This window comes from Acidovorax sp. T1, from assembly GCF_002176815.1.
Lineage (GTDB): Bacteria > Pseudomonadota > Gammaproteobacteria > Burkholderiales > Burkholderiaceae_C > Acidovorax.
In genome coordinates, this window is sequence record NZ_CP021648.1 from 3,514,540 (window position 1) to 3,526,600 (window position 12,061).

The window sequence follows — 12,061 nt, forward strand, 5'->3', positions numbered from 1 at the left end:
CTGAATATGCGCTGTCAGGCTGACTGCCAGCGGTATGGCAGCAGCTCGCCGATCTGGGTGGCGGGCTGCATGGGCAGGCGTGCCATGACATCGCGCAGGTAGGCGTAGGGTCGTGCCCGTTCATGGGGAGACGTGTGCTAGACCATGACTGCAGCTCCCTCGATACCGGTCATCGATGCTGCCGCGCTGCTGGGTGAGCCAATGACAGCTTTGTGCCAGGCACCGTGAACTCAGGTCACGGCCGCGACCGACAGCAACCGCTGCTAACCGGTAATTCACCATGATGGCTGGAGGAAAGCAACGGCACGAGAGCCTGCACCAGCGCATGGCAAAAGGCCTGAATGAGGAGTGGATGATCTCCACGGCTTCTTTCTCCACCCGCAGGACGATGTGCCTGGGTGTACTTGCAGCGTTTCAGCAACCCCCGTGCACCCGGCAGGCAGGGACGATCCGGCCGCTGGAGTCGCGCCACTGGATCTGGTCAACATCGGGCGCTGGCGCGGGTGCCTCGGCAGGCATATCGGGGGCCGCTGCAGGCCGCTGCGGGTCATGCAGCACGGTCGATGTGCCCACGCTTGCCCCAACGCGGGCGCCACCCACGCCGGTGGATGCGCCTACGCCCGCACCGCCCACCACCTGCCCGCGCTGGTTGACTCCGACACCCACGCCCACCGGCCCTGCGCCCGCACTCACGCCGGCGCTGACCCCGCCACTACCCACCCCCACGCCCACAGACACCGGGCCGACGGGGATGCCAATGCCAACGCCCCCACCCACCGCCCCGCAGCCAGCCAGCAAGGCGGCCTGCGCCAGGGCCATTGCGACACGGGGCATTGCGTGGGACACGGTCAGCATGGCCAGGCTTTGCGCAGTGCTGCTTACGCCAGCAGCGCATTCACCCGCTTGACGTAAGCGGCCGGGTCTTCGGGCAGGCCGCCTTCGGCCAGCAGGGCCTGGTCAAACAGGATGTGGGCCAGGTCGTGGAAGTGCACGCTGCCGTCCAGCTTTTTCACCAGCGGGTGCTCGGCATTCACCTCCAGCACGGGCTTGGTCTCGGGCGCCTGCTGGCCGGCCTGCTTGAGCATGCGGGCCAGTTGGGTGCTCATGCCGTCGTCCTGCACCACCAGACAGGCGGGCGAATCGACCAGGCGGGTGGTCACGCGCACGTCCTCGGCCTTGTCCTTCAGCGCTTCTTTCAGCTTGGCCAACACGGGCTTGAAGGCCTCGGCGGCTTCTTCCGCCGCCTTCTTTTCGGCCTCGTCTTGCAGCTTGCCCAGGTCCACCGCGCCCTTGGCCACGCTCTGCAGCGGGGTGCCGTCAAATTCGTGCAGGTAGTTCAGCGCCCACTCGTCCACGCGGTCGGTCATCAGCAGCACTTCGATGCCCTTCTTCTTGAAGACTTCAAGCTGCGGGCTGTTCTTGGCAGCGGCCAGGGTGTCGGCGGTGATGTAGTAAATCGCCTCCTGGCCTTCTTTCATGCGCGCCTTGTAGTCGGCAAAGCCCACCGTCACAGCGTCGCTGGTGGTGGATGCAAAACGCAGCAGCTTGGCCAGGCGCTCGCGGTTGCCAAAGTCTTCGCCCAGGCCTTCCTTGAGCACGGCGCCAAACTCGCTGTAGAACGCGGTGTACTTGCCTTCCTTGGCCTTGTCGTCGGCGTCCACCACATCGGTCACACCGTCAGCGCCCGCAGCAGTGTCGTGCTTGTCGTGTTTGGCCAGGTCTTCGAGCATGCTGAGCACGCGCTTGGTGCTGCCTTCGCGGATGGCGCGCACATCGCGGCTTTCCTGCAGCAGCTCGCGGCTCACGTTCAGGGGCAGGTCGGCCGAGTCGATCACGCCCTTCACAAAGCGCAGGTAGCTGGGCATCAGCGCCTCGGCGTCGTCCATGATGAAGACGCGCTTGACATACAGCTTCACACCGGCCTTCTTGTCGCGGTTCCACAGGTCGAACGGCGCCTTGGCGGGGATGTACAAGAGCTGCGTGTATTCGGTGTTGCCCTCGACGCGGTTGTGCGCCCAGGTCAGCGGTGCCTCGTGGTCGTGGCTGATGGTCTTGTAGAACTCGGCGTATTGCTCGTCGGTGATGTCCTTCTTGGGGCGCGTCCACAGGGCGCTGGCCTTGTTGATGGTTTCCCACTCGCCGGTCTTGACCATGCCGCCGGGCTGGCGGCCGCCGTTTTCGTCGCCGGGGGTGATCAGCTCGCCGTCTTTCCACTCTTCCTTTTCCATCAGGATGGGCAGGCTGATGTGGTCGGAATACTTGGCAATGACCTGCTTGAGCTTCCAGGCGTTGAGGTATTCCTCGGCGTCATCGCGCAGGTGCAGGATGACGCTGGTGCCACGCGCGGGGCGGGTGATGGTTTCGACCTCGAAATCGCCGCTGCCGCCACTGGTCCAGCGCACGCCTTCCTCAGCCTTCAGGCCCGCGCGGCGCGACTCGACGGTGATCTTGTCGGCCACGATGAAGCCCGAGTAAAAGCCCACGCCAAACTGGCCGATGAGCTGCGCGTCCTGCTTCTGATCGCCCGAGAGCTTGCCCATGAAGTCTTTGGTGCCGCTCTTGGCAATGGTGCCCAGGTGGTCGATGGCCTCCTGCTCGCTCATGCCAATGCCGTTGTCGGTGATGGTGAGCGTCTTTGCGGCCTTGTCAAACGTCACGCGCACTTCGAGGTTGGGGGCGTCCTCGTACAGCGCGTTGTTGTTCAGCGCCTCGAAGCGCAGCTTGTCGCAGGCGTCCGACGCATTGGAGACCAGTTCGCGCAGGAAGATTTCCTGGTTGGAATAGAGCGAATGGGTGACCAGATGCAGCAGTTGGGCAACTTCGGCCTGAAACGACAGGGTTTGTTTGCTCATGGGAATGTTTCTCGCGTTGGAATCAATGAAATATGCGCGGCAGGGCACAAATGCACCGCTGCCGATACCGGCTGCCGGCAGTTGTGGGCGGGTTGGGGAGTTTCAAGCCCCCACGGTGATCTGCGAGCCAGCGAGGTCTCAGAACCGCTCGCCCGGCGCCAGGTAGCGCCACTGGCCCACCGGCAAATTGCCCAGGGTCACGCGGCCGATGCGGATACGCTTGAGTCCCACCACCTTGAGGCCCACCAGTTCGCACATGCGGCGGATCTGGCGTTTCTTGCCCTCGGTCAGCACAAAGCGCAGCTGCTCGGGGTTTTGCCAATCGACCTTGGCGGGCTTGAGCGGCTCACCGTCCAGGCTCAGGCCATGGCGCAGGCGTTCCAGCAACTCGGGCGGAAACACGGCCTGCACATTGGTACTGACAGGATCGCGCTCGTCAATTTCCTGCAGCGGCGCGGAGCGCTCACTGGGATGGCGTGGCGCCGCCTGACCCGGTGCCTGGTAGACCACACGCACCAGATATTCCTTGTCGACCGTGGAGTCCTCGCCAATCAGCTGGCGCGCCACGCGGCCGTCCTGGGTGAGCACCAGCAGGCCCACCGAGTCGATATCGAGCCGCCCCGCGGGCGCCAGCCCGCGCAGTTGCGGCGGCGAAAACCGATTGCGGCTGGGGTCATCGCGCCAGTGGGTGCGGGGGTTGATGAGCGCCACGGCGGGCGTGTGGCCATCCTCGGCCTGGCCGCTCACGTAGCCGATGGGCTTGTTCAGCAGGATGGTGACGCGCTGCTCCTGAAAGCCCTGCGCCACCTTGTCCACCTCGATGCGGTCCAGGGGCGTGACCTGCAGCCCCATGGGCGCGACCTCGCCATTGACCTTGACCCAGCCCTGGGCGATCCAGTCGTCGGCCTCGCGGCGCGAGCACAGGCCCAGCTCGGCCATGCGCTTGTTCAGGCGGGAGGTGCCTGAGTTTCCCGCCGTTCCCGCCGCTGCGGTGGCGGGCACCAGCTTGGGCGGCGCCTGACGCACCGGGACGACATAGGGCGCGCCCGACGACGTACGGTAGCCCGTGGGCGGAGGGGTTCGTGAGGGCCGCTCCGGTGCCGCACCGCGCCGGGCAGCAGACGGGGCTGGAGGTGCCGGTTTGGACGTCACGGCAGGGCGGCGCAGCACCGGACGGGGCGCGGGCACTGGGGACGCAGCGCCACCGGGCGCGCAGGCAGGGGCCGCAGCAGGGCCGGAAGGCGGGCGGGAACTGGAAGATGTCATTGCGGGTATTTTCGCCTGCGGGGCGACAAGCCCCTGCATCGGGGGGCGCGAGGGCCCGAAAAGAACAGAAAAAGAGCTTACCCCTGGCGCGCCTGCCAGGCCAGAAAATCATCCACCGGCAAGGGCCGCGCAATGTGATAACCCTGCGCCTCGTCGCACGCCAGGGTGCGCAGGCGCTCCAGAATGGCGGCGGTTTCCACCCCTTCTGCCACCACCGTGAGGCCCAGGTTGTGCGCCAGGTCGATGGTGGAGCGCACGATCATGGCGTCGTCCTCGCCCGCCTGCATACCCATCACGAACGACTTGTCGATCTTGAGCTCGTCCACCGGCAGGCGCCGGAGGTAGGCCAGCGACGAATAACCCGTGCCGAAATCGTCGATGGAGAGCTTGAACCCCTGCTGCGACAGGCGGTTGAGCATGGCCTCGGCGCGCTGGGGGTCGTCCATGATGGCGCTTTCGGTGATCTCCAGGCAAAAGGCGCTGGCCTGCACGCCGTGGCGGGCCAGGATGGCCGCCAGCCGCGTGCTGAGCTCGGGGTCCAGCAAATCGCGTGTGGACAGGTTGACCGACACGCGCAGCGGCAGGTGCCGCGCCTCTTGCGAAGCCAGCAGGCGGGCCACCTCCTCGAATATCCACAGCGTGAGCTGGCGCACAAACCCCGTCTGCTCGGCAAACGGAATGAAATGCATGGGCGCAACCAGCCCCCGCTGCGGATGCTGCCAGCGCACCAGCGCCTCGGCCGCCAGCCCTGGTTGGCCGTGCAGCGCCAGCTTAGGCTGCAGGTACAGGCGCAATTCGTTGTGCTCTACCGCCCGGCGCAGCTCGGTCAGCAACGACAGGGTCTGGGCGCTCGCCAGATCAAGGGCGGGGTCGTAGCGCAGCGCCCCGCTGAGCTGGCGCTTGGCGGCATACATGGCGATCTCGGAACGGCTGAGCAGGGTGTCGGCATCGTCGGCATCGCCAGGCCAGCAGGCAATGCCGATGCCGGCGCTCAGGTCAACGCTCTGGTCCTCGAACACCAGCGGTTCTTCGAACGACTGGTGGATGCGGCGCGCCAGCTCGTGGGCCGCCGGGGCATCGGCACCTTGCAGCAGCACGGCGAACTCGTTGCCGCCCATGCGGGCCACCATGTCCTGGGGCGCGCCCACCTGTTCGCGCAGGCGGGCGGCCACCGCCTGCAACAGCCGGTCACCAAAGGCATAGCCGAGCACGTCGTTCACATGCTTGAAACGGTCAAGGTCCAGCGTCAGCACGGCCAGCGGTTGGACCGCCCCGGCATGGCCGGAGGTGGCCGTCAGCACGGCTTCCCGAAAGCGCTCGCGGTTGGGGAGCCCTGTGAGGCGGTCCCAATAAGCCAGCCGCCGGATCTCGCTTTGCTGCGCGCCGATATCCACGCGCATCTTGTCAAAGGAACGCGCCAGGTTGCCGATTTCATCGGCGCGGTCCAAATGTTCCAGTGGCACGTCGTACTCCCCGCGCGAGAGCCGCCGCGTGGCGGCCAGCAACGAGCGCAGGGGGGTCGTCACACGCTGCGCCATCACGCCGTTGCCCATCGCGAACAGCAGCACACCGGCCACTGTGATGAAGGCCAGCAACACCTGCAGCTGCCGATACGGCGCCACAACCTCGTCCACAGAGCGCAGCAGCAGCGCCTGCACCTCGCCCCCCACTGTGTCCAGCGGGCTGACGCGCGCCAGCAGAACGCCCTGGCCCGTATCGAGTTCGCCCGTGGGGTTACCGCTGCGGCGCAGCAGGGCCAGCGGCTCGGCGGGCAAGGTGCTGACCGGCACGGACAGCCTGCCATCCGATGCTTTCACCAGCAAGGCCACATGCACCGACAGCAGCTGGCGCATTTCGTCGGCCAGGCTCTGGCTGACGGGGAACCCCATCAACACCCAGCCGATGACCACCGGCGCCCGCATGGGCACCATGACGAACTGGTAGGGCATGCCCCCGATCACGGCGATGCGGCTGCCCTGCGGCTGGCTGGCCAGCAGCGGCGCCACCTGCTGCACGGCGGCCTGGAAATCGCCGGCACCGGCGGGTGTGCTCAGCGAGCGCAGGCGCAGCCCGGTGTCGAGCAGCGCGGTGACCTCGGCACCGATCCGGCTGCCATGGTTCTCCAGCACCGACTGGATGGTTTCCTCGTCACCGGAGTTCACGGCAGACCGGAACCCGTAATCGGCCGCCAGCAAGGCCGAGCCCTGGCGCAGCCTGTCGGCGTTCTGCTCGAGCAACCGCCGCCAGACGTTCTCGTCGGTGTCCAGGGCCCGTGCAATCTGGCCGCGGGCGTTGCGGTCGATGGTGGCGCGCACCACGGCGAACCCGGCGGCCTGCACCACCAAGAGCAGCAGCAGCGACATGCCGACCAGCCGCACGATCAGGCTCCGCCGAAGCACCGCCAGTTTCAAGGCTGCAACCCCGGCATGCGCACCGTCACCGCGACCGCACCGGTGGCCGGCACGCTCAGCTCCTGCTCGAGCGCGGGCGCGCCCACGGACAGGCGGGCATGCCATGTGCGCAGCCGGTAGCTGCCCGCCGGCACGTTGTCGATCTGCGCCTTGCCCGTGGTCGCGAGGGTCTGGGCGTAATAGGGGGTGTCCACGACGAGGATCCAGCCCACCATCTGGTCGTGGATGTTGCAGCCCAGCACCACCACGCCGGGCTGGTCGAACAGCACGGGGTTGGCAGGGGTGCCGGTGTAGAGCTTGAGCTCGAACTTCTTGGCCGGCGAGAACGAATACACATGGTGGCGCACCGTGTCGTGGTTGGGAAAGCGCACCTCGGACCCCACCGGCAGCACCAGCACATCGGGCAGGAACTGCTTTTTCTGCTGCGCCATCTCCAGCCCGGTCAAGGGCCGCACCTGGCGGCGCGCCTGGGCCGACTCCAGAAACACCGCGGCATCGCCCAGGGGCTTGCCGGCCGCGTCCTGCACCTCGATCTGCACGGTGGTGGCCTGCGCGCCCGCCGCAAGACAGAGCGACAAGCCGAGCGCCAGGGGCCGCATCGCGCGCAGCGCGGCGCTGCGCCCCGTTAGTCCCGTCGCGCGCCAGCTCATGGCTCGATGGCCAGGCCAATCAGCGCACGGCCATCGCCCACCTGGCCGAGGTCGGTGGTCTGGCCCGTGGCCAGATCCACCCGGTGCAGGCGGGTGCGTGGCTCGGCCACCGTGCGCACCGCGATCAGGGGCGTGTTGGCCACGTCGGAAATATCGAAGGCCACATCGGTCAGGGGCCCCAGGCCCAGCGCCCCGACGGTGCGCAGCTGCCCGGTGTTGGGCGAGACCACGGGCGTCGCCCCCTCGCGCGAGCCCTGCATGACCAGGGTGCCCATTGCGCGGTCAATGGCGTAATTGGTGGTGATTTTTTCATCGCGGGTGTTGTAGGTGTAGGCGGCGCCGGCGATGTTGGGCATGCGGCCGAAATGCGGGTCGCCCGCCACGTAGTGCAGCGCCCCATCGGGCTGCACGCCCTCGCGGGCGGGGTCACCGTCGACCTGGGCTCCGGTGTCCGGGTGCAGGCGCAGGTTGTGGCCGGACGGCATTACCACACGAATGCGGTCGACCGTCGGGTTGAAATCGAAACCGATCACCGCCCCGTCCAGCGGCAGCACGGCGGGCGCAGCCCCCACCGGGTTCAGCGCGCCATTGGCACGGTCCACCGTGTACAGGCGCCCCGAGCGGGACAACCCATACAGCACGCCACGGGCCACCCGGAAATCCATGCCAATCAGCGTGTCGCCCGGCGCCAGCCCGGTGACGGGCTTGCGCTCGATCACCCGGCGCGGCTGCGTGGCCACGAACCGGATCAGCTCCTGGGAGTCGGTGATGGCATAGACCATCTCCTGCCCCGCACCGGTCTGTGGCTCGGCAACGCCGGCGCATCCCGCCAGCAGCACTGCGGCAGCAACCCAGGCCAGCAGGCGCTGGCGACAACGAAACAAAGGCATCAAACACTCCCACAGATGTAACGGGTTTATACCCGATGCCACCGGCCTTCGTGGCAATGCACTGCGCCGCACGGTCCGCGCCAGAAAATCAAAAACAATAGCTGCTAGCGCTTATCCCATAAGCGCTACAGCACTATTTGACACAAAATCAAGGCGCGCCACGGCCCGACCATGGCGGCCGCCCAGGCCACCAACAGGCCTTCTCATTTGTAACAGTGCGCGGGCGCCAGCGTGCCCGGCGCAACCGGCAGGGCGGCTACGCTCAACCCAGATTGCGCGCAAAGATGCTGGAGCGCAGGGCCGACACATCCAGCACCCTCAGCCCGCCATACTCGATGCGAATGGCCCCCTGCCGCTCCAGCGCAGCCAGCGCCTCGTTGACCCGCTGGCGCGACAGCCCCACCAGATACGCCAGCTCCTGCTGCGTGATGCGCAGCACCTCGCCCACGCCGGGGTACAGCACCGGGTTGAACAGCGAAGCCAGGCTGCGCGCCACCCGCACATCGGGGTTGTTCAACCGGTCGATCTCGCGCGCCGCAATGAACTGGGCCAGGCGCTCGTTGAGCTGGTTCATCACAAAGCGGTTGAACCCGATGGAATGGTCCAGCAGCCAGTGGAAGGTGTCGATCGGCAGCCCCGCCACCACGCTTTTGCGCAAGGCCTGGATGTTGTAGCGGTAAGGCTCGCGCTTGAGCGCCGTGCCCTCGCCAAACCAGCCGCCAGGTGGCACCCCAGTGAAGGTCATGGTCTGGCCCTGGGCGTTGTCGCTGCTCATCTTCAGCAGCCCCTCGACCACGCCAAACCAGTAGGTCACCGGCCGCCCGACACGGCAGACAAAGTCGCCCGCCATCGCGTCGCCCACCAGCAGCGAGGCCACGGCGCGCTCGCGCTCGACGCTCTGCAGCGGGGCGAGCCACGGGATACCGCCCAGCTCCTCCCCGGTGGGCGGGCGGCGGCGCTGGTGCAGAGACAGATCGTGGGTCATGCGCTGGCTTCAGGACGCGGAAAGATGAACGATGAAGAGGCGACCGCGGGCCAGCGGGGACCACTGGCGCGGCTGGCGCAAGACCGCCGCCTTACCCGATAGCCGGGGGCACTGAGGGTTCAACCCCATGAGGACTTTCCCGCAAATTGTCGTCCGAAAGACATAACAACGTCAAAGGCAGTCCTAGCATGGACCCCAATGCACTGCCTCAGGGCGGTGCGCCCGGCGCCCACCGGGTGGATACCTCACCATTATTAGGAACCGGAATGAAGACCACGTTCCCGCAACTGCTGCTCAAGCACGCCGCCGAGCGCCCCACGGCCCCGGCGCTGCGCGAAAAAGAATACGGCATCTGGCAAACATGGAGCTGGATGGATGCCGCACAGACCGTGCGCCTCATGGCCTGCGGCATGGCGGCGCTGGGCTTTCAGCGGGGCCAGAACCTCGCGCTGGTCGGCGACAACCGCCCCCACCTCTACATGGGCTTCATTGCGGCACAAAGCCTCGGCGGCGTGCCGATTCCGCTGTACCAGGATGCGGTGGCGTCCGAGATGGCCTTCGTGATGGAGGACGCTGAAGTCCGGTTCGTGTTCACCGAAAACCAGGAGCAGGTGGACAAGCTGCTCGAAGTGCGCGAAGCCCTGCCCGGCATCGCGCACATCATTTACGACGATCCACGCGGGCTGCGCGACTATGACCAGCCCGGCCTGATCAGCACCGAAAAGCTCAAGGCCATGGGCGCCGAATGGGACCGTGCCCACCCCGGCGCGTGGGAGGCCATGGTGGCCCAGAACCAGCCCGACGACGTGTCGGTGATCCTCTACACCTCGGGCACCACCGGCAAGCCCAAGGGCGTGTGCCAGACGCACGCCAGCTTCATCGGCTCGGCCCAGGGCGGCGTCGAGATCGACGGACTGAACCCCGCCGACAACGTGATTTCCTACCTGCCCCCGGCCTGGGTGGGCGACCACCTGTTCTCGCTGGCGCAATGGCTGGTGGCGGGCTTCACCATCAACTGCCCCGAGTCGGCCAGCACTGTCACCATCGACCTGCGTGAAATCGGCCCCACCTATTACTTCGCGCCCCCGCGGGTGTTCGAAGGCATGCTGACATCGGTCTCAATTCGCATGGAAGACGCGGCGCCCACCAAACGCTGGTTGTATGCCAAGTGCATGGCCCTGGCCCGGCGCGTGGGCTCCGACATCCTCGACGGCAAGCCTGTGGGCCTGTGGGACCGCGTGCTGTACCGCCTGGGCGATTTCGCCATCTACGGGCCGCTGCGCAATGTGCTGGGCCTGTCGCGGCTGCGGGTGGCCTACACGGCCGGCGCCGCCATCGGCCCCGATCTGTTCCGCTTCTTTCGCTCGATTGGCATCAACCTCAAGCAGCTGTATGGCCAGACCGAGACCTGTGCCTATGTGTGCATCCAGAAGAACCGCCAGGTCAAGCTCAACACCGTGGGCCAGGCCGCGCCGGGCATCGAGCTCAAGATTGCCGACAACGGCGAGGTTCTGGTCAAGGGCGTATCGGTGCTCAAGGAATACTACAAGCGACCCGACGCCACCGCCGAGGTGATCGATGCCGAGGGCTACTTTCACACCGGCGATGCGGGCGTGCTCGATGAAGACGGGCATCTGCGCATCATCGACCGCGCCAAGGACGTGGGCAAGCTCACTGGCGGCGCGATGTTCGCGCCCAACTACATCGAGAACAAGCTCAAATTTTTCCCGCAGATCAAGGAAGTGGTGTGCTTTGGCCATGGGCGCGATCAGGTGTGCGCCTTCATCAACATCGACTACGAAGCGGTGGGCAACTGGGCCGAGCGCCAGGGACTGCCCTACGGCGGCTATGTGGACCTGGCCTCCAAGCCGCCGGTGCTGCAGCTGATTGCCGACTGCATTGCCCAGGTCAACGCCGACCTGGCCGCCGAGGCCGGCATGGCCGACACCCAGGTGGCGCGCTTTCTGGTGCTGCACAAGGAACTGGACCCGGACGACGACGAGCTCACCCGCACCCGCAAGGTGCGCCGCAACTTCATTGCCGAGAAATACGCCGTGCTGGTGCAAGCGCTCTACACCGGCAAAGCCGAGCAGTTCATTGAAACCCAGGTCAAGTTCGAGGATGGCCGCACCGGCAGCGTGAGCGCCACGCTCAAGATCCTGAACGCCAAGACCCATGCGCCCGCCAAGGCCGCCGCCTGACCCACCGGAAGCAGCCCATGACCCAAAAAAAGATTGGCGACGTCATCCTGGACGTCAAGAACATCAGCCTGCGCTTTGGCGGCGTGAAGGCGTTGACCGACATTTCGTTCAACGTGCGCGAGCACGAGGTCCGCGCCATCATCGGCCCCAACGGTGCCGGCAAGAGCTCCATGCTCAACTGCATCAACGGGGTGTATTCGCCGTCCGAAGGTTCCATCACCTTTCGCGGCAAGACTTTTGATCACATGAACAGCCGCCAAGTGGCCGAGATGGGCGTGGCGCGCACCTTCCAGAACCTGGCGCTGTTCAAGGGCATGAGCGTGATCGACAACATCATGACCGGCCGCAACCTCAAGATCAAAAGCAACCTGCTGCTGCAGGCGCTGCGCATCGGCCCTGCCGAGCGCGAGGAAATCCGCCACCGCGAATTTGTCGAGCACATCATCGACTTCCTTGAAATCCAGGCCTATCGCAAGACGCCCGTGGGCCAGTTGCCCTACGGCCTGCAAAAGCGCGTGGACCTGGGCCGGGCCCTGGCCATGGAGCCGCAGGTGCTGCTGCTCGACGAGCCCATGGCGGGCATGAACGTCGAGGAAAAGCAGGACATGTGCCGCTTCATCCTGGACGTGAGCGCCGAGTTCGGCACCACCATCGTCCTGATCGAACACGACATGGGCGTGGTGATGGACATCTCGGACCGCGTGGTGGTGCTCGACTACGGCAAGAAGATCGGCGACGGCACGCCCGATGAAGTGCGCAACAACGAAGACGTGATCAGTGCCTATCTGGGCACCAGCCACTAAGGG

The 12,061-nt window shown here is 66.3% G+C and carries 9 protein-coding genes and 1 pseudogene; 2 read left to right on the forward strand and 8 right to left on the reverse strand.

Going from position 1 to position 12,061, the window contains the following annotated elements; genetic code table 11:
- Positions 1 to 14 precede the first annotated feature (14 nt).
- The 8 genes and pseudogenes from CCX87_RS16365 to CCX87_RS16400 all read right to left on the reverse strand — a co-directional run.
- Positions 15 to 124, reverse strand: a pseudogene (locus CCX87_RS16365) (transposase domain-containing protein); the annotation flags it as partial.
- Positions 125 to 414: 290 nt separating this feature from the next.
- Entirely contained in the window at positions 415 to 834 is a 420-nt protein-coding gene (locus CCX87_RS16370) for a hypothetical protein (RefSeq protein ID WP_232476426.1), read from the reverse strand.
- Positions 835 to 878: 44 nt separating this feature from the next.
- Positions 879 to 2,852, reverse strand: a complete 1,974-nt coding sequence (gene htpG / locus CCX87_RS16375) for a molecular chaperone HtpG (RefSeq protein WP_087747754.1) — start codon at positions 2,850 to 2,852, stop codon at positions 879 to 881.
- Between the two features lie 138 nt (positions 2,853 to 2,990).
- Positions 2,991 to 3,857: a pseudouridine synthase gene (locus CCX87_RS16380; RefSeq protein WP_255378688.1), complete on the reverse strand. Its 867-nt coding sequence runs from the start codon at positions 3,855 to 3,857 to the stop codon at positions 2,991 to 2,993.
- A gap of 338 nt (positions 3,858 to 4,195) precedes the next feature.
- A complete protein-coding gene (locus CCX87_RS16385) occupies positions 4,196 to 6,481 on the reverse strand; it encodes a putative bifunctional diguanylate cyclase/phosphodiesterase (RefSeq protein ID WP_087748425.1) in 2,286 nt (761 codons plus the stop codon).
- A 44-nt stretch (positions 6,482 to 6,525) separates the two neighbouring features.
- On the reverse strand, positions 6,526 to 7,179 hold the full coding sequence (locus CCX87_RS16390; protein ID WP_369825232.1) for a methylamine utilization protein: 654 nt from the start codon (positions 7,177 to 7,179) through the stop codon (positions 6,526 to 6,528).
- Positions 7,176 to 8,069 (reverse strand): DUF4394 domain-containing protein, encoded by an 894-nt coding sequence (locus tag CCX87_RS16395; protein WP_087747756.1) that lies wholly within the window; start codon positions 8,067 to 8,069, stop codon positions 7,176 to 7,178. Before CCX87_RS16395 ends, CCX87_RS16390 begins: the two co-directional genes overlap by 4 nt.
- A gap of 262 nt (positions 8,070 to 8,331) precedes the next feature.
- Positions 8,332 to 9,054, reverse strand: coding sequence for a Crp/Fnr family transcriptional regulator (locus CCX87_RS16400; RefSeq protein WP_087747757.1), 723 nt, complete (start codon positions 9,052 to 9,054; stop codon positions 8,332 to 8,334).
- Between the two features lie 266 nt (positions 9,055 to 9,320).
- On the opposite strand from CCX87_RS16400, the gene CCX87_RS16405 reads away from it, so the two are divergent.
- Both CCX87_RS16405 and CCX87_RS16410 read left to right on the forward strand, forming a co-directional pair.
- Positions 9,321 to 11,255: an AMP-dependent synthetase/ligase gene (locus CCX87_RS16405; protein WP_087747758.1), complete on the forward strand. Its 1,935-nt coding sequence runs from the start codon at positions 9,321 to 9,323 to the stop codon at positions 11,253 to 11,255.
- Between the two features lie 17 nt (positions 11,256 to 11,272).
- Complete coding sequence (locus CCX87_RS16410) at positions 11,273 to 12,058, forward strand: ABC transporter ATP-binding protein (protein ID WP_087747759.1); 786 nt, start codon at positions 11,273 to 11,275, stop codon at positions 12,056 to 12,058.
- Positions 12,059 to 12,061: the final 3 nt, after the last annotated feature.